Genomic DNA, 20,873 nt, shown 5'->3' on the forward strand with positions numbered 1-20,873 from the left:
AGGCGCGCGCAGTACCCTAGAGGGATGCAGCCCTCCTCGCTCTCGTCCGCCGTGCTCGCCGCCGTCCAGGGCGCCGTGGGCCGACGAACGGCCGAGGTCGAGGTGCGCGAGGCCGACATCGTGCTCGAGCGCCCCCGCAACCGCGACCACGGCGACTGGGCGACCAACGCCGCGATGCGCTTCGCGAAGCGCGTCGGCACCTCGCCGCGCGAGCTCGCCGACGAGGTCGCGGCCGAGCTCGCGACCATCGACGGCATCGCGAAGGCCGAGGTCGCCGGCCCCGGCTTCATCAACCTCACGCTCGCCGCCGGCGCCGCGGGCGAGCTCGCCCGCACGATCGTCGAGGCGGGCGACGCCTACGGCTCGGGCGACGCGCTCAAGGACGTGAAGATCAACCTCGAGTTCGTCTCGGCGAACCCGACCGGACCCATCCACATGGGCGGCACGCGCTGGGCCGCCGTCGGCGATAGCCTCGGCCGCGTGCTCGAGCGCCAGGGCGCGCTCGTCACTCGCGAGTACTACTTCAACGACCACGGCGCGCAGATCGACCGCTTCGCCAAGAGCCTCGTCGCCGCCTTCCGCGGCGAGCCGACGCCCGAGGACGGCTACGGCGGCGCCTACATCGCCGAGATCGCGAAGCGCGTCGACGACGGCTACGACGGCGACCTGCTCGACCTCGATGACGCCGCGCTGCAGGAGACGTTCCGCGAGCGCGGCGTGCAGCTCATGTTCGACGAGATCAAGCGCGACCTGCACGACTTCGGCGTCGACTTCGACGTCTTCTTCCACGAGCACCAGGTGCAGTCCGACGGCTCGGTGCAGCGCGCGATCGAGGTGCTGCGCGAGCGCGGCCACGTCTTCGAGGAGGACGGCGCGCTCTGGCTGCGCACGACGACCTTCGGCGACGACCGCGACCGCGTCATCGTGCGCTCGAACGGCGCCCCCGCCTACTTCTCGGGCGACCTCGGCTACTACCAGAACAAGCGCGAGCGCGGCTTCGAGCAGAACATCATCATGCTCGGCGCCGACCACCACGGCTACGTCGGCCGCATGATGGCGATGTGCGCCGCATTCGGCGACACCCCGCACGAGCACCTCGAGATCCTCATCGGCCAGATGGTCAACCTGCTGCGCGATGGCAAGCCGGTGCGCATGTCGAAGCGCGCGGGCACCGTCGTGACGATGGAGGACCTGGTGGATGCGGTGGGTGTCGACGCCGCTCGATACGCCCTGGTGCGCTCGAGTGCAGACACGCCGCTCGACATCGACCTCGAGCTGCTGACGCAGCGCACGAACGACAACCCCGTGTACTACGTGCAGTACGCGCACGCCCGGATGTCGGCGGTCGCGCGGAACGCGGTCGCGGCGGGCGTCGACCGCTCGGAGTTCCAGCCGGAGCTGCTCTCGCACGAGACGGAGTCGGCGCTGCTCGGCGCGCTCGCGGACTTCCCGCGCGTGCTCGCGCAGGCCGCGGAGCTGCGCGAGCCGCACCGCGTCGCGCGCTTCGCGGAGGAGCTCGCTGGGCTCTACCACCGCTGGTACGACGCGACGCGCGTCGCGCCGCAGGGCGACGAGGAGGTCACGGCGCTGCACCGCACCCGCCTGTGGCTCAACGACGCCGCCGGGCAGGTGCTGCGGACGGCGCTCGCGACGGTCGGGGTGTCGGCGCCGGAGCGGATGTAGCGACCACCGCTCGAAGCGGAGCTCTCGCTGCGGTCGGTTTCGACACGCTGAGCGCCTTCGGCGCGCAGCGGCTCAACCAGCGGAGGGGCCCACTCCGGTCGCTGAGCCGGTCCGCGCGCCCAGCGCGCTGACCGTGTCGAAGCGGGGCTGCTGCCGAGCTCGGTTGCGACACGCTGAGCGCCTTCGGCGCGCAGCGGCTCAACCCGCGGAGGCGAGTGACCCGAGGTGGCGGTGCACGTACGAGATGACGACCGCGCCCTCGCCCGCCGCGTTCGCGACCCGCCGCACCGAGCCGCGCCGCACGTCGCCGACGGCGTAGAGGCCCGGCAGCGACGACTCGAGCGGCGCGGGATCGGTCGCGGGGTCGCCGAGCCACGCGCGCCGCCCGCCCTCCTCGAGCACCGCGAGCCCGGTGATGATCGAGCGCCAGCGATCGCGCAGCACCTCGGGCGGCAACCAGTCGGTGTGCGGGCGCGCGCCGATCGTGATGAAGAGCGCATCGGCGCGCTGCTCGAAGCGCTCGCCGCTCGTCGTCCGCTCGAGCACGACGCGGTCGAGCCGGTCGGCGCCCGTGCTCCCGACCGCGTCGACGACCGACGCGCCGGTGATGAGGCCCACGCCCGCGGCGAGCAGCTGGTCGACGAGGTACTGCGACATGCTCGCCGCGAGCTCCTCGCCCCGCACGACGAGCGACACCGAGCGCGCGTAGCGGGCGAGGTGCAGCGCCGCCTGGCCCGCCGAGTTCCCGCCGCCGACGACGAGCACGTCGCGCCCCGACTGCGCCCGCGCCTCGACCGCCGTCACGCCGTAGAACACCGAGGCGCCGACGAAGGGTCGCAGGCTGGGCACCGCGAGCCGACGGTACGTCACGCCCGTCGCGACGACGACGGCGCGCGCCCGGGCGACATCGCCCGGCGCGACGTCGAGCTCGAAGACGCCGTCGACCGCGCGCACGCCGACCACGCGACGGGTGTGGCCGAAGCGCGCGCCGAACACCCACGCCTGCTGGTAGGCGCGCTGCGCGAGCTCGGCGCCCGACACCCCGCGCGAGAACCCCAGGTAGTTGCGGATGAGCGAGCTCGACCCCGCTTGCCCGCCGATCGACTCCGCCTCGAGCACGAGCGTGTCGAGCCCCTCGGACGCGGCGAACACAGCAGCGCCGAGCCCGCCGGGTCCCGCCCCGACGATCGCGACGGCGACCGTCTCCTCCGGCAGCGTCGTCGTGAGCCCGTAGGCGCGCGCGAGCGCGGCGTCGTCCGGGTCGGAGAGGATGCGTCCGTCGGCGGTGCGCACGAGCGGCACGCCCGCGTACCGCACGCCCGCCTGCTCGAGCAGCGCCGACGCATCCGGAGAGGACGGATCGAGCTGCTCGGTCGGCACGCCGCCCCGCTCGAGCCGCGTCTGCAGCGTGTGGGTGCGCGCCTGCGCCGCCTCGCCGATCACCGTGAAGCCGCGATGCCGCTTGCCGGCAGCGCCCTCCCAGTCGCGCAGCAGGTCGGTCACGGCGCGGTGGAACGACTCGTCGGGGGAGTGCAGCGGGCGCACGACGTAGTAGTCGATCTGCAGGTGCTGCATGAGCTGCAGCACGGCGTCGGCGGTCGCGCGATCCGACCACGCGCCCCACTCGATCACGAGCCCTCGCCGCGCGTCGCGGAACGCCTGCCGCGCGACCGCGAACACGCTCCCGCGCCCCTCGAGCGGCGCCGCGTCGTCGGCGAGCACGAGCGCGAGGTCGCCGCCCTCCTCGCGCAGCGCGTCGATCGCGGCGACGCCGGCGGCCGCGCCGTCGGCCTCGAGCACGCGGTAGTCGAGCGCGTAGCGGCGCCGGAGCGGCTCGAGCAGCGAGCCCCGCACGGCGTCGTCAGCCGAGACGACGAGGATCGCGGGCGCATCCGCCGCCTCGAGCGCCGTCACGTCGCCTCCTCGCCGCTGGGAGCGACGGCTCCGCCGCCGCGCGGCGAGCATACGGCGGGGCTCGGGCTCGCGACAGGGGCCGATTCTGCGCCGGCGCCTCAGCGCTGCCGCTGCACCGCCGGCCGGTACGCCGAGACGCTCGGCTCGCCCGGCACCCAGAAGCGCCAAGGGTAGGCGGATGCGTCCCCACCCGGTCCGCTGACCCCCACGCGAGGCCCGGTGCGGTACGGCGGCGGCACCTCGGCGGGCGCGAACGACCACGTCGCCGCCTCGACGCCGTCGGGGCCGGTCACGCCGTCGCCGAGCTCCGCGTCGCCGAGCGCCGCGCCGTCGTCGACGAGCGTCGCGCCGAGCGCTTGCGCGACGTTGCCCGGTCCCCGCGCGAGCTCCCCGGTCGGCTTCGTGCGACGCCGCGCCGAGCGCCGCTCGAGCGCGAGCGCGTGCCCCTCGACGACCTCGCCCGCGCGCACGAGCACGCCCCAGCCGTAACCCTCCGGCCCCGCGACGATGTTGACCGCGTGGTGCATGCCGTAGGTGAAGTAGCAGTAGACGCGGCCGCCCGGCCCGAACATCGTCGCGTTCCTCGCCGTCTTCCCGCGGAAGGTGTGCGCGCCCGGGTCGTCGCTGCCGCGGTAGGCCTCCGTCTCGGTGATCCGCACCGCGACCGCGCCCGACGCATCCGCCCGCCGCAGCACGCCGCCGAGCAGGAGCGGCGCGAGCTCGAGCGGGTCGCGCTCGAACCAGGTCGGGGGAGGCGTGGGCACGATCGGCACCGTAGCGGGCGAGCCCGAGCGGTCGGTGGATGCGGCGGGTCACGCAGGGAGTCGATGTCGCGGAGGGAGTCGGGAATCGACTCCTTGCGGGGCGGATGCCGGGAATCGACTCCCTGCGTGGCCGTCGGCTTCGACACGCTCAGCGCGCTGCGCGCGCGGAGCGGCTCAGCCAGCGGGAGGGCGCGGCGAATCGGCAGGATCGCCGCTGCTCGCGGCAGGCCGGCGGGGCGCGCAGGCGCCGAGCGGCACGCGGCGGTTGCCTAGGATGGAGGGAGAGCGCCACAAGCGCCGACGCCGCCTGCCCGCAGGCACACAGCACCCCACCCGGACGGAGTCCCGTGCCGCATCCGCTCGCCCCGCACCTCACCGACGCGGGCGATCCCAACGCCCTCGCCGAGGGCGTCTGGCCCGCGTCGGCCGAGCGCGTCGACGGCGCCCTCCGCGTCGGCGGCGTCGACCTCGCCGCCATCGCCGAGCAGCACGGCACGCCGTTCCTGCTCCTCGACGAGACGGAGGTGCGCGCCCGGGCCCGACGCATCCGGGAGGCCTTCGAGGCCGCCTTCTCGCCCGAGGCGGGCGGCGCGGGCGTCGACGTCTACTACGCCGGCAAGGCGCTCCTGACGGGCGACGTCGCCCGCTGGATGCGCGACGAGGGCCTCCGCATCGACGTGTGCACGGGCGGCGAGCTCGCGATCGCGCTCCGCGCGGGCGTCGACGCCGCGCTCATCGGCTCGCACGGCAACAACAAGTCGCTCGCCGAGATCGAGGCGGGCGTCACGGCCGGCATCGGCACCTTCGTCATCGACTCGGCCATCGAGGTCGAGCGCATCGCCGCCGCCGCCGAGTGCGCGGGCCGAGTGCAGCGCGTGCGCCTGCGCATCTCGGTGGGCGTGCACGCCTCGACGCACGAGTTCCTCGCCACGAGCCACGAGGACCAGAAGTTCGGCATCCCGATCGACGAGGCGCCCGCGGTCGTCGCCCGCATCCGCGAGCTGCCGAGCCTCGAGCTCGCGGGCCTCCACACGCACATCGGCTCGCAGATCTTCGACCACTCGGGCTTCGCCGAGTCGGCGCGCCGCATGCTCGCGCTCCACGCCGAGCTGGGCGCCGATGCGCCGCTGCCCGAGCTCAACCTCGGCGGCGGCTTCGGCATCGCCTACACGTCGTCCGACAGCCCCGAGCCGATCGAGGCCATCGCGTCGAGGCTCGCGGATGCCGTGCGCGCGGCCGCGGGCGAGCTCGGCATCCCGGTCCCCAGGATCGCGATCGAGCCCGGCCGCTGGATCGTCGGCCCCGCGGGCGTCACCGTCTACTCGATCGGCACCGTGAAGCCCGTGCGGCTCGCGGACGGCGCCCGGACCTACGTCGCCGTCGACGGCGGCATGAGCGACAACCCGCGCCCCGCGCTCTACGACGCGCAGTACTCCGCGCGGCTCGCGAACCGCGCCTCCGACGCCGAGCCGACGCTCGTGCGCGTCGCCGGCCACCACTGCGAGTCGGGCGACATCGTCGTCGACGCCGAGTGGCTGCCCGCCGACGTCGAGCCCGGCGACCTGCTCGCGGTCGCCGCGACCGGCGCCTACTGCCACTCGCTCGCCTCCAACTACAACGCGACGCCCCGCCCGCCCGTGCTGGCGATCCGCGACGGCGCCGTGCGCGTGCTCGTGCGCCGCGAGTCGATCGACGACGTGCTCTCGCGCGACGCCGGCCTCGACGACAGCCAGCTCGACGACACCCCGCCCAGCCCTGCCGCCGGCGCGCAGCGACCGACCGACGACACGACCGGAGCCGCATCCCGATGAACCCCTACCGCACGGATCACTACCGATCGCTCCGCATCGCGCTGCTCGGCGCCGGGAGCGTCGGCTCCCAGGTCGCGCGCCTGCTGCTCGAGCACCGCGACGAGCTCGCCGCGCGCGTCGGCGCGCCGCTCGAGCTCGTGGGCATCGGCGTGCGCGACGTCGCCGCGAAGCGCGACGTCGACCTGCCCCGCGAGCTGCTGACCGACGACCTCGGCACCCTCGTCGCGAGCGCCGACATCGTCGTCGAGCTGCTCGGCGGCATCGAGCCCGCCCGCTCGCTGCTGCTCGACGCGCTCGCCGCGGGCGCCGACGTCGTCACCGCCAACAAGGCGCTCATCGCCGCGCACGGGCCCGAGCTCTTCCAGGCGGCCGAGACGGTCGGCGCGCAGGTCAACTACGAGGCCGCGGTCGGCGGCGCGATCCCCATCATCCGTCCGCTCGAGCAGTCGCTCGCGGGCGACCGCGTCATGCGCGTCATGGGCATCGTCAACGGCACGACGAACTTCATCCTCGACCGCATGCACACCGAGGGCTCGACGCTCGAGGAGGCGCTCGCCGTCGCGACCGAGCTCGGCTACGCCGAGGCCGACCCGACCGCCGACATCGAGGGCTTCGACGCGGCGAGCAAGGCGACGATCCTCGCCTCGCTCGCGTTCCACACCGTCGTGCCCGTCGAGGTCGTGCACCGGCAGGGCATCACGGGCGTGACGGATGCGATGGTCGAGCAGGCGGAGCGGAACGACCGGGTGCTCAAGCTCGTCGCGATCTGCGAGCGCCTGGAGGGCGAGGGCGGCGAGGCCGTCTCGGCCCGCGTGCATCCCGTCTCGCTGCCGGCGACGCATCCGCTCGCCGCCGTGCGGGAGGCGAAGAACGCCATCTTCGTCACCGCCGAGTCGGCGGGCGACCTCATGTTCTACGGCGCGGGCGCGGGCGGCCCCGAGACGGCCTCGGCCGTGCTCGGCGACCTCGTCTCGATCGCGCGCCGGCACGTGCTCGGCGGCCCGGGCGCGGCCGCGTCGACGCACGCCGACCTGCCGATCGCGCCGTTCGGCGACGTGCTCGCCCGGCACGAGCTCGCGCTCACCGTCGCCGACCGCCCCGGCGTGCTGGCCGGCGTTGCCGGGCTCTTCGCCGAGCACGGCGTCTCGGTCGAGTCGGTGCGGCAGGACCCGGCCGACGGCGAGGCATCGCTCGTGCTCGGCACCCACACCGCGAGCGAGGCCCGCATCGCGGCCGTGCTCGGCGCGCTCGACGCGCACCCCGACGTGGAGCGGATCGACAGCGTGATCCGGCTCATCGACTAGGAGGCAACAGATGGCGAAGCAGCTGCAGGGCACCCGCAACCAGTGGCGCGGCGTGCTGCGCGAGTGGGCCGACGTGCTCGAGGTGACCGATGCGTCGACGGTCGTCACGCTCGGCGAGGGCGGCACCCCGCTCATCGAGTCGCGCGCGCTCTCGGCGATGACCGACGCGCGCGTCTTCGTGAAGTTCGAGGGGCTCAACCCCACCGGCTCGTTCAAGGACCGCGGCATGACGGTCGCGATCTCGCGCGCGATCGAGCGCGGCGCGAAGGCGATCGCGTGCGCCTCGACCGGCAACACCTCCGCCTCGGCCGCCGCGTACGCCGCCGCCGCGGGCATCCAGGCGATCGTGCTCGTGCCCGAGGGGCGCATCTCGATGGGCAAGCTCGCCCAGTCGGTCGTGCACGGCGCGCGCATCGTGCAGGTGCGGGGCAACTTCGACGACTGCCTCGAGATCTCGAAGGAGCTCGCGGAGCGCTACCCCGTGCACCTCGTGAACTCGGTGAACGACGACCGCATCGAGGGGCAGAAGACCGCCGCGCTCGAGATCGTCGACGTGCTCGGCGACGCGCCCGACATCCACTGCATCCCGGTCGGCAACGCCGGCAACATCTCGAGCTACTGGCGCGGCTACTCGCTCGCCGAGACCGAGGGCTGGGCGACGAAGCGGCCGCAGATGCTCGGCTTCCAGGCCGCCGGCGCCGCCCCGATCGTGCGCGGCGAGGTCGTGCGCGAGCCCGACACGGTCGCGACCGCGATCCGCATCGGCAACCCCGCGTCGTGGCAGCAGGCGCTCGAGGCGCGCGACGCCTCGGGCGGCCACATCGGCGCGATCGACGACGCCGCGATCCTCCGCGCGCAGCGGCTGCTCGCCTCCTCGACCGGCGTCTTCGTCGAGCCGGCCTCGGCGATCTCGGTCGCCGGCCTGCTCGAGCGCCACGCGGCCGGGCAGATCCCGGCCGGATCGACGGTCGCGCTCACCGTCACGGGCCACGGCCTCAAGGACGCGCAGTGGGGCCTCAAGCTCGACGACGGCTCCGACGCCGCGCCCGAGTCGGCCGACGCCGACACCGCGCAGGTCGCGGCGCTCCTGGGGCTGTCGTGAGCGACGCCGTCTCCGGCATGGCGGATGCGTCGGGCCCGGTCGTCCCCGTCGCCACGGTGCCGGTGGGCCGGGCCGTGCGCGTGCGCGTGCCCGCCACGAGCGCGAACCTGGGCCCCGGCTTCGACACGCTCGGCCTCGCCCTCAACGTGCACGACGAGCTCGAGGTGACGGCGACGGCGTCGGGCGTGACGGTCGAGGTCTCGGGCGTCGGCGAGGGCTCGGGGGAGGGCGCCGTGCCGACCGACGAGTCGAACCTCGTCGCGCGCGCCGCGCTGCACGTCTTCGATCGCGTGGGCGTGCCGGCGCCTGGCCTCGCGCTCACGGCGACCAACAGCATCCCCCACGGCCGCGGCCTCGGGTCGTCGGGTGCCGCGATCGTCTCGGGCGTGCTCGCCGCGAAGGGGCTCCTCGAGGGCGTCGTCGACGTCTCGGACGAGGACGTGCTGCGCTTCGCGACCGAGCTCGAGGGCCACCCCGACAACGTCGCACCGGCCATCTTCGGCGGCCTCACGATCGCGTGGGTCGACGAGACCGGCCCGCGCCACAAGCAGCTCGCCGTACACCGCGGCGTCTCGCTGCTCGTCGCCGTGCCCGGGGCGACGATGTCGACGAAGCTCGCGCGCAGCCTCCAGCCGGAGGCGGTGCCGCACGCCGACGCCGTCTTCAACCTCTCGCGCTCGGCGCTGCTCGTCGCGGCGCTCACGCAGAGCCCCGAGCTGCTCTTCGACGCGACCGAGGACCGGCTGCACCAGACCTACCGCGCGAGCGCGATGCCCGACACGACCGCCCTCATCGGCGAGCTGCGGGCCGCCGGCCACGCGGCCGTCGTGTCGGGCGCGGGACCCTCGGTGCTCGTGCTCGCCTCCGACCCCGCGGCCCGGCTCGAGGCCGCGCGGATCGTCGAGGAGCGATCGACCGCGCCCGGCGCCGGCTGGCACGCGCGCCTGCTGGCCGTCGACATCCGCGGTGGTACAGTGGAGCCCATCCCCAGCAGCGCCGCGGCCCAGCCGCGCCGGGGGACTTCCTGACTCCACTCTCCGCAATCTGAAGCGCCCGTCGACCGAACCGGCCGTGAGCGCAGCGCGAGACATGGTCCCACGCCCGCGAGCATCGCGCGCGGGCCGACATCGAAGGAGCACTCGCACATGACGAGCGAGATCACCGACAGCATCCCCGCGGCCGAGGCCGCTCCCGAGGCTCCCGCATCGCAGCAGCCCGAGGCCGCAGAGGCGCCCGCCGCGCCGAAGCGCCGCTCGCGTCGCGCGTCGACGGCGACCGTGACCGCCGAGCCCGCGACGACCGACGCCGCGCCCGCCGAGGCGGCGCCCGCCGCCGACGCGCAGCCCGCCGAGGCCGCGCCGGCCGCCGAGCAGACCGGCGAGGCAGAGGCGCCTGCCGCGACGAAGCGCCGCGCCCCCGCTCGCCGCAAGAAGGCCGCTCCCGCCGCCGAGGAGGCGACGGCCGAGGCCGCGCCCGCCGATGCGTCGGCCGCGGAGGCGAAGCCCGCCGAGCAGCAGGCCGAGGCCACCGCCGCCGGGCAGGGCTCGGAGCAGACCACCGAGCAGCCGACCGAGCAGGCCGCCGACGAGCAGGCAGAGGCCCCGGCGCGCGGCCGCCGCGCGCCGCGCGCGAGCCGCTCGCGCAAGGCCGCCGCCGAGACGGCCGCCGAGCAGGGCGAGGCGCCCGCCGGCGCCGCCGAGCCGGCCGCCCCCGCCGCCGAGCCCGAGAACGGCGCGGCCGACGACGCATCCGCCGCCCCGTCCGAGGGCGACGACCAGCAGGGCCCGGGCCGCCAGGAGGGCGAGCAGCGCGAGGGCACGTCCCGCCGCCGCCGCTCGCGCGGCAAGGGCTCGCAGCAGCAGGACGAGCAGGACTCGGACGACGATGACGAGTCGTCGCGTCGCGGGCGCGGCCGTGGCCAGAACGGCCAGAACGGCCGCGGCCAGCAGCCGCAGCAGCAGGAGGAGGGCTCACGCCGTGGCCGTGGCCGCGGCCGCGACCGCCAGCGCACGCAGGGCCAGGACGCCGAGCCGGAGATCCGCGAGGACGACGTGCTCCTGCCCGTCGCCGGCATCCTCGACGTGCTCGACAACTACGCGTTCGTGCGCACCTCGGGCTACCTCCCCGGCCAGAACGACGTCTACGTCTCGCTCGCGCAGGTGAAGAAGCACGGCCTGCGCAAGGGCGACGCGATCGTCGGCGCCATCAAGCAGCCGCGCGAGGGCGAGCAGCACTCGAGCCGCCAGAAGTTCAACGCGCTCGTGCGCGTCGACTCGATCAACGGCATGTCGAGCGAGGACGCGCTGAACCGCGTCGAGTTCTCGAAGCTCACGCCGCTCTACCCGCAGGAGCGCCTGCGGCTTGAGACGACGCAGAACAAGCTCTCGACGCGCGTCATCGACCTCGTCTCGCCGATCGGCAAGGGCCAGCGCGGCCTCATCGTCTCGCCGCCCAAGGCCGGCAAGACCCTCGTGATGCAGGCCATCGCGAACGCGATCGCCGAGAACAACCCCGAGGTGCACCTCATGATCGTGCTCGTCGACGAGCGCCCCGAGGAGGTCACCGACTTCCAGCGCACCGTCAAGGGCGAGGTCATCGCGTCGACCTTCGACCGGCCCGCCGAGGACCACACGATCGTCGCGGAGCTCGCGATCGAGCGCGCGAAGCGGCTCGTCGAGCTCGGCCACGACGTCGTCGTGCTGCTCGACGGCATCACGCGCCTCGGCCGCGCCTACAACCTCTCCGCCCCGCCGTCGGGACGCATCCTCTCGGGCGGCGTCGACTCGAGCGCGCTCTACCCGCCGAAGAAGTTCTTCGGCGCCGCGCGCAACATCGAGCACGGCGGCTCGCTCACGATCCTCGCGACCGCGCTCGTCGAGACGGGCTCGAAGATGGACGAGGTGATCTTCGAGGAGTTCAAGGGCACCGGCAACATGGAGCTGCGCCTCTCGCGCAACATGGCCGACAAGCGCATCTTCCCCGCCGTCGACGTCAACGCCTCCGGCACGCGCCGCGAGGAGATGCTCATGGGCGTCGAGGAGACGAAGGTCATGTGGAAGCTGCGCCGCGCGCTCGCGGGCCTCGAGACGCAGCAGGCGCTCGAGCTCGTGCTCAAGCAGCTCAAGGAGACGCAGTCGAACGTCGAGTTCCTCATGAAGGTCTCGAAGTCGGTGCCCGGCCAGCACGACAAGGACTGAGGTGTTCGAGTCGGTCTCGGGCCTCCTCGCCGAGCACGCCGACCTCGAGTCGCAGCTCGCCGACCCGGCGCTGCACGCCGACGCCGGGCGTGCGCGCCGGGTGAACCGGCGCTACGCCGAGCTCAGCCAGATCAAGGCCGCGCACGAGCGGTGGCGCGGAGCGGTCGACGACCTCGAGGCGGCGCGCGAGCTCGCCCGCGAGGACGAGGCGTTCGCCGAGGAGGTGCCGGCGCTCGAGGAGGCCGCGCACGAGGCGGAGGAGCGCCTGCGGCGCCTGCTCATCCCGCGCGACCCCGATGACGGCCGCGACGTGATCATGGAGGTCAAGGGCGGCGAGGGCGGCGAGGAGTCGGCGCTGTTCGCGGCCGACCTCGTGCGCATGTACTCGCACTACGCGACGAGCCGCGGCTGGAAGGTCGAGATGCTCGAGTCGACGCCCTCCGACATGGGCGGCTTCAAGGACGTGCAGATCGCCATCAAGGGCTCCTCGAACGACCCCGCCGAGGGCGTCTGGGCGTCGCTCAAGTACGAGGGCGGCGTGCACCGCGTGCAGCGCGTGCCCGCGACCGAGACGCAGGGACGCATCCACACCTCCACGACCGGCGTGCTCGTCTTCCCCGAGGTCGACGAGCCCGAGGAGGTGCAGATCGACCAGAACGACCTGAAGATCGACGTCTTCCGCTCGTCGGGCCCCGGCGGCCAGTCGGTGAACACGACCGACTCGGCCGTGCGGATCACGCACGTGCCGACCGGCATCGTCGTGTCGATGCAGAACGAGAAGAGCCAGCTGCAGAACCGCGAGGCGGCGATGCGCGTGCTGCGCGCGCGCCTGCTCGCGAAGCAGCAGGAGGAGCTCGACGCGGCCGCCTCGGACGCGCGCCGCTCGCAGATCCGCGGCATGGACCGCTCGGAGCGCATCCGCACCTACAACTTCCCCGAGAACCGCATCGCCGATCACCGCACCGGCTTCAAGGCCTACAACCTCGACTCGGTCATGGACGGCGCGCTGCAGCCGGTCATCGACTCGTGCATCGCGGCCGACGAGGAGGCGCGGCTCGCGGCCCTCGGCGGCGACGACTGACGCTCCCGCGCGAGCGAAACCGGGGGCTTGTCGCCGCGCCGATCCAGGCGCACGCTGGGGCGCGCGGCGGCACCCCCGCCGCCGCACCACCGGATTGGTGAGGAGCGTCCCATGTCTCGCAAGCTTCGGTCGACAGTGGTCGCGGCGGTCGCCGCCGCAGCCCTCGGTCTCAGCCTCATCGCCGCGAGCGGTCCACCCGCGCTCGCCGGCGACGACCGTCGCGGCGGTGGCCACGGCGGTGGTCATCACGGCGGCGTCGTGACGGTCGCGACCGGGCTCGACAACCCGCGGCAGCTCTCGGTCGGCCCGGGCAACCGCCTCTACGTCGCCGAGGCGGGCGTCGCCGACGCGTGCGAGCCGATCGCCGGCGCGGATGACTTCCAGGTCTGCGGCCTCACGGGCGCCGTGACCGAGGTGCGCCGGCACGGGCAGCGGCGCGTCGTCACCGACCTGCCCGCCATGGCGCTCGGCACGGACGTCATCGGCGCATCCGACGTCGCCGTCCGCGGCAACCGCATCGACGTGCTCATCGGCGGCCTCTCCGGGGGTACGGCCTTCCGCGACGCGCTGCCGGACGAGTACGCGATCCTCGGCACGCTGCGCTCCGAGCGGCTGCGCTGGGGCGGGCTCGAGGGTGACGACCTCGACCTCGTGGCCGACCTCGCCGCGTTCGAGATCGCGAACAACCCCGACGGCAACGAGCCGTTCGACAGCAACGCGGTCGGGTTCGCAGCGCTCGGCCACGGCCGCTGGGTCGTCGCCGACGCGGGTGGCAACTCGCTCGTGCGGGTCGGTCGCGGCGGCGAGCGACTCGTCGCGGCCTTCCCGAACGGCGCGCCGGTGCCCAACCCCTTCGGGCCGGGCGAGATCCCGCCGCAAGCGGTGCCGACCGACGTCGCGGTCGGGCCGGATGGCGCGTACTACGTGTCGCAGCTCACGGGCTTCCCGTTCCCGAACGGCGGCTCGACCATCTGGCGGGTCACGCGCGACGGCGAGGTCTCTGCCTACGCGACCGGCCTCACGCTCGTGACGAGCCTCGCGTGGAAGGGCCGCACCCTCTACGCGGTGCAGCACGACGACGACAACCTGCTCGACGGCTCGTACGTCGGCTCGCTGCGCCGGGTGACGCCCGGCGGGTCGACGCACGAGGCGGTCATCGACGGGCTCTCGTCGCCGTACGGCGTAGCGATCCAGGGGCGCTCGGCGTACGTCACGGTCGACTCGACGTCGGCGGACATCGGCTCGGTCATCCGGGTCAGCCTGCGCTGACGCCCCGCGCCGGCGGGGAGGGCGGCTGCTAGCGTCGGGCGCATGCTCGCCGCCGTGAACCCGCTCCTCCCCGCCGGCTACGACGTCATCTGGACGATCTCGCTCCTGGCGATCGCGACCCTCGCGGTCGTCGCGATGGGGCAGCTCGTGCGGGCGAAGGCGGTGGCCGGCGTCGAGGCGGCGATCTGGGTGCTCATCATCCTCGCGCTCCCGGTCGTCGGCCCGATCGCGTGGCTCGCCGTGCGGCCGGATAGCCGGGAGGAGCGGGCGCTGCGCGGCTGACGCGCGACGCCCGGTCCGCGCGCGGCTAGGCTCGCGCGCATGGCGCACGTCACGCTGCTGTGCGGCCCCGCCTGCGCGGGCAAGACGACGATCGCGCGCGAGCTCGAGGCCGCCGGCGCGCTCGTGCTCTCGTACGACCGCGAGGCGTGGGCGCGCGGGGTGCGCGACGGCAAGCCGCCCCGCGAGCTCGTCGAGCAGATCGACGCCGACTTCCTGCGGCGGCTCGAGGGCGCGGTGCTCGCCGACCGCGACGTCGTGCTCGACGCGTCGCTCTCGACGCGCGCGGTGCGGGATCGGTGGCGGATGCGCTGCGGCGCGATGGGGCTGGACCCGGACCTGGTCGTCGTCCGCGCGCCGCTCGAGACGCTCCTCGAGCGGCTGCGCGAGCGGGAGCCCGGTCCGGAGTCGGTCGTGCTCGACCCGGATGAGCTGCGTGCCTACGTGGCCGGCTTCGAGTGGCCGGGACCGGGGGAGCGGCACCGGGTGGTCGAGACGGCCTGAGCGGGCACGGCGGCAGTCGGACCCGACCGCATGCCTGGACGACGCATCCGCCCCCGCCCTACGCTGGCGCCGAGCGAGGGGAGCACGATGGGCGGAGCGGGGTTCCTCGAGGAGCCGCAGCGCAGCGACGACGTCGAGCGCATGTACGCGGGCGATCGCGAGAGCGACGGCTACGTCATGAACCTCACGCGCGTGTGGGCGCACGCGCCGGCCGTGCACGACGCGTGGACGGCGTTCGCGATGGCGTCGGCCGAGGCGGCTGGGCTGACCTTCCGCATGAAGGGCGTGATCGTGAGCGCGCTCGCGGGCGCCTTCGGCGACTCCTACTGCTCGTATGCGTGGGGCAGCCGGCTCGCGCTAGTCGCCGGGCCCGCGACGGCCGCTGCGGTGCTGCTCGGCGACGATGCGGAGGCGCAGCTCGAGCCGGCGGAGCGCGTCGTCGCGGCGTGGGCTCGGCGCGTCGCGCGCGACCCGGGCAGCACGACGCCGGCGGATGTCGCGGCGCTCCGCGGCGCCGGCCTCGACGACACCGAGATCGTGGGCCTCACCGCGTACATCGCGTCGCGGATCGCGTTCTCGACCGTCAACGCGGCCCTCGGCGCGACGCCCGATGCCGAGCTGCACGCATCCGCCCCCGAGGCCGTGCGCGAGGCCATCACCTGGGGACGACTGCCCGCGGTGTGAGCGCGGGCCGCCTCGCGGAGCGCCGCGGCGCGCGTGCGAGGATGACCGCATGGAACAGGTGGCGATGTCGGCGGGCGCGCTGCTGCTCGCGCTCGGCGCGATCGCGCTCGCGCTCGCCGTGCACGCGATCGGCCTCGGCCGCGTCGCGCGGGTGGGCGCGCTCGGGCTGCCCGGGCGGCGGCTGCGGGCCGACGCCGACGTGTACGCGCGCACGCACCGGGCGGCGACGCCGCTCACGTGGCTGACGTGCTCGGTCGCCGCGGTCGCCGCGCTCGGCGCGCTCGTCGCCGGACTCGCAGCCGGGGTCGCGGAGTGGGCGGTGCTCGCGGTGCTCGCGGCCGTCGTGCTCGTCGTCGGGCTCTCGCTCGCGACCTGGCGGGCGCACGCGGCGCTCTGACCATCGCCGGTCGCCCTCGGTTCACCTCCTCACAGCGCGCCGTTCACCGATCCGGGTTACCGTGAGCCGATGCTCGCCCGCAATCGTGCGTGCGACGCGAAGGTCGTGGATCCACGAGATCCGTCCCGTTGGAAAGAGGCACCAGATGACCACATCGAAGAACCGCGCGCTCCGGGCCGCCGGCCTGCTCGGCGCAGGCGCAGTGCTGCTCGCGGGCTGTTCGAGCGCAGCGCCGGCGAGCGAGAGCTCGGGCGCCGCCGGCGACAGCGGCGAGACGCTCATCGTCTACACGAACTCCAACTCCGACGGCCGCGGCGAGTGGGTGACGGCGCAGGCCGCCGAGGCCGGCTTCGACATCGAGATCGTCGGGCTCGGCGGCGCCGATCTGACGAACCGCATCATCGCCGAGCAGAACAACCCGGTGGGGGACGTGGTGTTCGGCCTCAACACGATGTTCTTCGCGACCCTCAAGGCCGAGGGCGCGATCGAGGCGTACGAGCCGGCGTGGTCGGGCGAGGTGCCGCAGGAGGCGGGCGACCCCGTCGACGGCGCCTACTGGCCGCTCGTCGATCAGGCGATCGTCATGGTCTACGACGAGGCGGCCGTCGATTCGCCGCCCGCCGACATGACCGAGCTCTGGAACGACCCGGCCTACGCGGGCACCTACGAGGTGAACACCGCGCTCGGGCAGGCGACGCCGCAGCTCGTGATCGCGGGCATCCTCGCGCCGTACGTCGACGAGTCGGGCGAGGTCTCGGACGAGGGATGGGCGCAGGTCGAGGCGTACTTCGCGAACGGCAGCCCCGCGATCGAGGGCACCGACCTGTATGCGCGCTTCGACCGCGACGAGGTCGACTACGGCATCACGCCCTCCGGCGGCATCATCAAGCGCGACGCCGAGTACGGCACCACGACCGCGATCGTGCCGGCGGCCGACGGCGTGCCGTTCGTGACCGAGCAGATCGGCGTGATCGCCGGCACCGACCAGACCGAGCAGGCGCAGGCCTTCATCGACTGGTTCGGCTCCGCCGACGTGCAGGGCGCCTTCGCCGAGGAGTTCAACTCGATGCCCGTCAACACCGTCGCGCAGGAGCGCGCGAACCCCGAGATCGTCGAGCTCGTCGAGTCCGTCGAGCGGGCTGACATCGACTTCGCGCTGCTGCGCGAGCACATGGGCAGCTGGGTCGAGCGCATCGAGCTCGAGTACCTGCCGTGATCCCCGGGGCGGGGGCGCCGACCGCGCCCCCGCCCTGCCGGGCCCGCCCGCTCGCGCGGCCCGGCGCATCCGCACCCCGGCGCCGCCGCGCCCGCACCGCGAAGGAACGACGATGATCCGGTTCGACGGAGTCCGTGTCGAGTACGAGGGCCACGTCGCGCTCGAGGGCCTCGACCTCGAGATCCGCGAGGGGGAGTTCTTCACCCTGCTCGGCCCCTCCGGCTGCGGCAAGAGCACGGCGCTGCGCGCCCTCGCGGGGTTCGCCGAGCCGACCGCCGGGCGGCTCGAGATCGACGGCCGCGACGTCACGCGCGTCGCGAGCGAGAAGCGCGGCGTCGGCATGGTGTTCCAGAGCTACGCGCTGTTCCCGAGCATGTCGGTGCGCGAGAACATCGCGTTCGGGCTGCGGGTGCAGCGGCGCGCGGGCCGCGAGCGGCGGGACCTCGTCGACCGCGTCGCCGCGCAGGTCGGGCTCGCGGCGAGCCAGCTCGAGCGAGGCGTCGCCGAGCTCTCGGGCGGCCAGCAGCAGCGCGTCGCGATCGCCCGCGCGCTCGTGCTCGAGCCGCGCATCCTGCTGCTCGACGAGCCGCTGTCGAACCTCGACGCGAAGCTGCGCGTGCAGCTGCGGGGCGAGCTGCAGCGGCTCCAGCGCGAGGTCGGGGTGACGACGCTGTACGTCACGCACGACCAGGAGGAGGCGCTCGCGCTCAGCGACCGCGTCGCGGTCCTCTCGGACGGGCGCCTCGAGCAGGTGGGGACGCCCCGCGACATCTACGAGCGCTCCGCGTCGCCGTTCGTGTGCGACTTCATCGGCGAGGCGACGCGGCTCTCGACCGAGCAGCTCGAGGCGCTCGGCCTCGGGCACGGCGACGTCTGGGTGCGACCCGAGCACGTGCTGCTGCGCGAGGGCGGCGCCCCGGCGACCGTCCGCTCGCACGCCTACCGGGGCGCGTCGACCCTGCTCGAGCTCGAGCTCGCCGGCGCCCCGCTGCTCACCGCGAGCACGAGCGCGGAGGCCGCGGCGCTCGAGATCGACGACGAGGTGCGCGTCGCGATCGACGAGGGCGCGCTGCTGCGCTACGGGCAGCCGGCATGAGCCGCAGCGCCGGCACGCGCGGCATCCTCCGCTCGCCGCTCGCGCTCGTCGTGGTCGCCGCCGTCATCTGGTTCGCGACCGCGTTCCTCGTGCTGCCGAACCTCGCGCTGCTCGCCGAGACGTTCGCGCCCGAGGGGACCCTCTCGCTCTCGTCCGTCGAGCGGCTCCTCTCGAGCGAGCGCGCCCTGCGCTCGCTCGGCAACAGCGTGCTGCTCGCGTGCACGCTCGCGATCACCGTCAACGTCGTCGGCATCTTCATCGTGCTCGTGACGCAGTGGTTCCGGATGCGCGCGCGGCGAGTGCTGTGGCTCGGCTACGCGACGACGTTCGTGTACGGCGGCATCGTGCTCGCCGCGGGCTACAACTTCATCTACGGCCGCTTCGGGTTCGTCACGAACTGGCTCGCGACGTGGGTGCCCGATCTCGACCGCGCGTGGTTCTCGGGCTTCCTCGCCGTCGTGCTCGTCATGACCTTCGCGACCACCACGAACCACATGCTGTTCCTCTCCGCGGCGCTCGCGAAGGTCGACCGGCACGCGGTCGAGGCGGCGCGGCTCATGGGCGCGAGCACCTGGACGATCCTGCGCCGCATCGTGCTGCCGACGCTGCGGCCGATGATCTTCGCCGTCACGGTGCTGACGTTCCTCACCGGGCTCGGCGCGCTGACCGCGCCGCTCGTGCTCGGCGGCGAGGACTTCCAGACGGTGTCGCCGATGATCCTGACGTTCTCGCGGTCGCAGACGTCGCGGGACGTCGCGGCCCTGCTCGCGATCATCCTCGGCCTCGCCACGATCCTGCTCCTCGCGATCATGAACCGGGTCGAGCGCAGCGGCACCTACTTCGCCGTCGCGAAGGTCGCCGCGCCGCTCGAGCCGCAGCGCTTCCAGACCCGCTGGGGCTCGGCGCTCACCCACGTCGCGGCGTGGGCGCTGTGGGCGGTCTACGTCTTCCCCGTCGCGTGCGTGCTGCTCTTCTCCTTCGTCGACGCGCGCGCGATCGCCGCGGGGCGCATCGGCCTCGGCGACCTCACCCTCGACCACTGGGTCACCGTGCTGACGAACCCCGACGCCCTGCGGCCCTTCCTGGTCTCCGTCGCGTACTCCGCCGTCGCATCCGTCATCGCCGTCGTCGGGCTCGTGTTCGTCGCGCGCGTCATCACCCGCCACCCCGGCTGGCTCTCGAGCGCGATCGAGTACGTGCTGCACATCCCGTGGATCCTGCCGACGATCCTCATCGCGCTGGGGCTCGTGATGGCCTTCGACAGCCCCCAGTGGCTCGTCGGCGGGCAGGTGCTCACCGGCACCGTCGTGCTGCTCGGGATCGCGTACGTGATCATCAAGCTCCCCTTCACCCTGCGGCTGCTGAAGGCGGCGTTCGCATCCGTGCCGCAGGACCTCGAGGATGCCGCGCGCATCCTCGGCGCGGGGCAGCTGCAGACGCTCGCGCGCGTCGTCGTCCCGATGATCGCGCCGACCGTCGCCGCCATCACCGCGCTGAACTTCAACAGCCTGCTCGACGACTACGACGCGGCCGTGTTCCTGTACCACCCGCTCGCCGAGCCACTCGGCATCGCGATCAAGCGCTCGACCGAGGGCGAGGCGAACCTCGACGCGATGTCGATCACGTTCGTCATGACGGTGCTGCTCATGGTCGTGCAGGGCGTCGTGCTGTGGCTCGTCTACGGACGGGCGGGCAGATCGGGCGACGGCGCCGCGCGCCGGACGCGCTCGCGCGCGCTGCGGGCTCGAGCCGCACAGCCGGCGCAGAGGGTCGCTCAGTAGCCTGGCTCGCGGATCCGGAGCAGGGCCCGCGGACGAGGGAGCCGTACCCGCAGCGCGACAAGACGGCCAGCGAAGGACTCGTCATGGCTTGGGTGATCCTGATCGCCTCCGGCCTGCTGGAGGCCGTCTGGGCGGCCGCGATGCAGGCGTCCGAGGGCTTCCGCAAGTGGCGGCCGACCGTGCTGTTCGTCGTCGCGATGCTCGCCTCGATGGGCGGCCTCGCGTGGGCGATGCTCGAGATCCCGACCGGCACGGCATACGCCGTGTGGGTCGGCGTCGGCGCGGTCGCGACCGTCGTGCTGCAGGTCGCCCGCGGCAAGGAGCGGCTCACGCTCGTGCGCTCGCTGCTGCTCGTGCTGCTCGTCGCGTGCCTCGTCGGCCTGAAGCTGGTGAGCTGACGTGGGCCGCGGGACAGCGTGGGCGCTGCTGCTCGGCAGCGCCGTGCTCGAGGCCGTCTGGGCGACGGCGCTGGGGGAGTCGGCGGGCTTCAGCGAGCCCGTGCCGACCGCCGTGTTCGTCGTCGCGGCCGTGCTGAGCTTCCTGGGGCTCGAGCGGGCCGTGCGCGTCGTGCCGCTCGCGACCGGCTACGCCGTCTGGACGGGGTTGGGCGGCGCGCTCACCGTCCTGTGGGCGCTCCTGACCGGCGCGCAGCCGTGGAACCCGCTCATGCTGGTCTTCCTCGCGGGGATCCTGATCGCCGTCGCGGGACTCGCGCTCACCGAGCGCCACAACACCGGCGGCGATGACCGCTCAGGCGCGGGAGTGACCGCTCAGGCGCGGGAGTGACCGCT

General features: G+C 74.0%; 19 protein-coding genes. 17 read left to right on the forward strand and 2 right to left on the reverse strand.

What is annotated here, in order from left to right:
- Positions 1-24: 24 nt before the first annotated feature.
- A complete protein-coding gene (gene argS, locus H508_RS0110335; protein WP_026374004.1) occupies positions 25-1,683 on the forward strand; it encodes an arginine--tRNA ligase in 1,659 nt (552 codons plus the stop codon).
- Between the two features lie 198 nt (positions 1,684-1,881).
- On the opposite strand, the gene H508_RS0110340 is transcribed toward argS, so the two are convergent.
- Together H508_RS0110340 and H508_RS0110345 are read right to left on the reverse strand one after the other, a co-directional pair.
- Complete coding sequence (locus H508_RS0110340; RefSeq protein ID WP_051223227.1) at positions 1,882-3,597, reverse strand: NAD(P)/FAD-dependent oxidoreductase; 1,716 nt, start codon at positions 3,595-3,597, stop codon at positions 1,882-1,884.
- A gap of 98 nt (positions 3,598-3,695) precedes the next feature.
- Positions 3,696-4,361 (reverse strand): DNA-3-methyladenine glycosylase, encoded by a 666-nt coding sequence (locus H508_RS0110345; RefSeq protein ID WP_035254737.1) that lies wholly within the window; start codon positions 4,359-4,361, stop codon positions 3,696-3,698.
- 347 nt (positions 4,362-4,708) lie between these two features.
- On the opposite strand from H508_RS0110345, the gene lysA reads away from it, so the two are divergent.
- From lysA to H508_RS15850, 16 genes are all read left to right on the forward strand, one after another.
- Entirely contained in the window at positions 4,709-6,172 is a 1,464-nt protein-coding gene (gene lysA / locus H508_RS15820) for a diaminopimelate decarboxylase (RefSeq protein ID WP_245569504.1), read from the forward strand.
- Positions 6,169-7,476, forward strand: a complete 1,308-nt coding sequence (locus H508_RS0110355; protein ID WP_035254738.1) for a homoserine dehydrogenase — start codon at positions 6,169-6,171, stop codon at positions 7,474-7,476. The genes lysA and H508_RS0110355 overlap by 4 nt, the downstream gene beginning before the upstream one ends.
- Before the next feature lie 10 nt (positions 7,477-7,486).
- Positions 7,487-8,578 carry a threonine synthase gene (thrC, locus tag H508_RS0110360; RefSeq protein WP_026374008.1) on the forward strand — a complete coding sequence of 364 codons (1,092 nt, stop codon included), beginning with the start codon at positions 7,487-7,489 and terminating at the stop codon, positions 8,576-8,578.
- Between the two features lie 17 nt (positions 8,579-8,595).
- Positions 8,596-9,606, forward strand: coding sequence for a homoserine kinase (gene thrB, locus H508_RS0110365; RefSeq protein WP_051223353.1), 1,011 nt, complete (start codon positions 8,596-8,598; stop codon positions 9,604-9,606).
- A gap of 117 nt (positions 9,607-9,723) precedes the next feature.
- Positions 9,724-11,775, forward strand: coding sequence for a transcription termination factor Rho (gene rho / locus H508_RS15825; RefSeq protein ID WP_051223230.1), 2,052 nt, complete (start codon positions 9,724-9,726; stop codon positions 11,773-11,775).
- A 1-nt stretch (position 11,776) separates the two neighbouring features.
- Entirely contained in the window at positions 11,777-12,856 is a 1,080-nt protein-coding gene (prfA, locus tag H508_RS0110375) for a peptide chain release factor 1 (RefSeq protein ID WP_026374010.1), read from the forward strand.
- Positions 12,857-12,967: 111 nt separating this feature from the next.
- Positions 12,968-14,125 (forward strand): ScyD/ScyE family protein, encoded by a 1,158-nt coding sequence (locus H508_RS15830; protein WP_156906059.1) that lies wholly within the window; start codon positions 12,968-12,970, stop codon positions 14,123-14,125.
- Between the two features lie 42 nt (positions 14,126-14,167).
- Positions 14,168-14,407: a PLDc N-terminal domain-containing protein gene (locus tag H508_RS15835; protein ID WP_051223234.1), complete on the forward strand. Its 240-nt coding sequence runs from the start codon at positions 14,168-14,170 to the stop codon at positions 14,405-14,407.
- 39 nt (positions 14,408-14,446) lie between these two features.
- Positions 14,447-14,908, forward strand: coding sequence for a P-loop nucleotide/nucleoside kinase family protein (locus H508_RS15840; protein ID WP_051223236.1), 462 nt, complete (start codon positions 14,447-14,449; stop codon positions 14,906-14,908).
- 87 nt (positions 14,909-14,995) lie between these two features.
- On the forward strand, positions 14,996-15,592 hold the full coding sequence (locus H508_RS0110395) for a carboxymuconolactone decarboxylase family protein (protein WP_026374012.1): 597 nt from the start codon (positions 14,996-14,998) through the stop codon (positions 15,590-15,592).
- 49 nt (positions 15,593-15,641) lie between these two features.
- A complete protein-coding gene (locus H508_RS0110400; RefSeq protein WP_026374013.1) occupies positions 15,642-15,989 on the forward strand; it encodes a hypothetical protein in 348 nt (115 codons plus the stop codon).
- Between the two features lie 145 nt (positions 15,990-16,134).
- On the forward strand, positions 16,135-17,205 hold the full coding sequence (locus H508_RS0110405; protein ID WP_035254740.1) for an extracellular solute-binding protein: 1,071 nt from the start codon (positions 16,135-16,137) through the stop codon (positions 17,203-17,205).
- A gap of 112 nt (positions 17,206-17,317) precedes the next feature.
- Positions 17,318-18,301, forward strand: coding sequence for an ABC transporter ATP-binding protein (locus H508_RS0110410; RefSeq protein ID WP_026374015.1), 984 nt, complete (start codon positions 17,318-17,320; stop codon positions 18,299-18,301).
- Positions 18,298-20,082, forward strand: a complete 1,785-nt coding sequence (locus H508_RS15845; RefSeq protein ID WP_051223238.1) for an ABC transporter permease — start codon at positions 18,298-18,300, stop codon at positions 20,080-20,082. Before H508_RS0110410 ends, H508_RS15845 begins: the two co-directional genes overlap by 4 nt.
- An 83-nt stretch (positions 20,083-20,165) precedes the next feature.
- Positions 20,166-20,480 (forward strand): DMT family transporter, encoded by a 315-nt coding sequence (locus H508_RS0110420; RefSeq protein WP_026374016.1) that lies wholly within the window; start codon positions 20,166-20,168, stop codon positions 20,478-20,480.
- A gap of 1 nt (position 20,481) precedes the next feature.
- The gene (locus H508_RS15850) at positions 20,482-20,868 is read left to right on the forward strand and encodes a DMT family transporter (protein WP_035254742.1); all 387 of its coding nucleotides are present in this window, start codon (positions 20,482-20,484) and stop codon (positions 20,866-20,868) included.
- Positions 20,869-20,873 lie beyond the last annotated feature (5 nt).

Origin of the sequence: Agrococcus lahaulensis DSM 17612 (assembly GCF_000425105.1) — a bacterium.
Lineage (GTDB): Bacteria > Actinomycetota > Actinomycetes > Actinomycetales > Microbacteriaceae > Agrococcus > Agrococcus lahaulensis.

What these genes read in the sequence shown, in the direction of transcription:
- argS (WP_026374004.1), top strand. Translation starts at nt 25, where the DNA reads ATGCAGCCCTCCTCGCTCTCGTCCGCCGTGCTCGCCGCCGTCCAGGGC.
- H508_RS0110355 (WP_035254738.1), top strand. Translation starts at nt 6,169, where the DNA reads ATGAACCCCTACCGCACGGATCACTACCGATCGCTCCGCATCGCGCTG.
- thrC (WP_026374008.1), top strand. Translation starts at nt 7,487, where the DNA reads ATGGCGAAGCAGCTGCAGGGCACCCGCAACCAGTGGCGCGGCGTGCTG.
- thrB (WP_051223353.1), top strand. Translation starts at nt 8,596, where the DNA reads ATGGCGGATGCGTCGGGCCCGGTCGTCCCCGTCGCCACGGTGCCGGTG.
- rho (WP_051223230.1), top strand. Translation starts at nt 9,724, where the DNA reads ATGACGAGCGAGATCACCGACAGCATCCCCGCGGCCGAGGCCGCTCCC.
- H508_RS15830 (WP_156906059.1), top strand. Translation starts at nt 12,968, where the DNA reads ATGTCTCGCAAGCTTCGGTCGACAGTGGTCGCGGCGGTCGCCGCCGCA.
- H508_RS15835 (WP_051223234.1), top strand. Translation starts at nt 14,168, where the DNA reads ATGCTCGCCGCCGTGAACCCGCTCCTCCCCGCCGGCTACGACGTCATC.
- H508_RS15840 (WP_051223236.1), top strand. Translation starts at nt 14,447, where the DNA reads ATGGCGCACGTCACGCTGCTGTGCGGCCCCGCCTGCGCGGGCAAGACG.
- H508_RS0110395 (WP_026374012.1), top strand. Translation starts at nt 14,996, where the DNA reads ATGGGCGGAGCGGGGTTCCTCGAGGAGCCGCAGCGCAGCGACGACGTC.
- H508_RS0110400 (WP_026374013.1), top strand. Translation starts at nt 15,642, where the DNA reads ATGGAACAGGTGGCGATGTCGGCGGGCGCGCTGCTGCTCGCGCTCGGC.
- H508_RS0110405 (WP_035254740.1), top strand. Translation starts at nt 16,135, where the DNA reads ATGACCACATCGAAGAACCGCGCGCTCCGGGCCGCCGGCCTGCTCGGC.
- H508_RS0110410 (WP_026374015.1), top strand. Translation starts at nt 17,318, where the DNA reads ATGATCCGGTTCGACGGAGTCCGTGTCGAGTACGAGGGCCACGTCGCG.
- H508_RS15845 (WP_051223238.1), top strand. Translation starts at nt 18,298, where the DNA reads ATGAGCCGCAGCGCCGGCACGCGCGGCATCCTCCGCTCGCCGCTCGCG.
- H508_RS0110420 (WP_026374016.1), top strand. Translation starts at nt 20,166, where the DNA reads ATGGCTTGGGTGATCCTGATCGCCTCCGGCCTGCTGGAGGCCGTCTGG.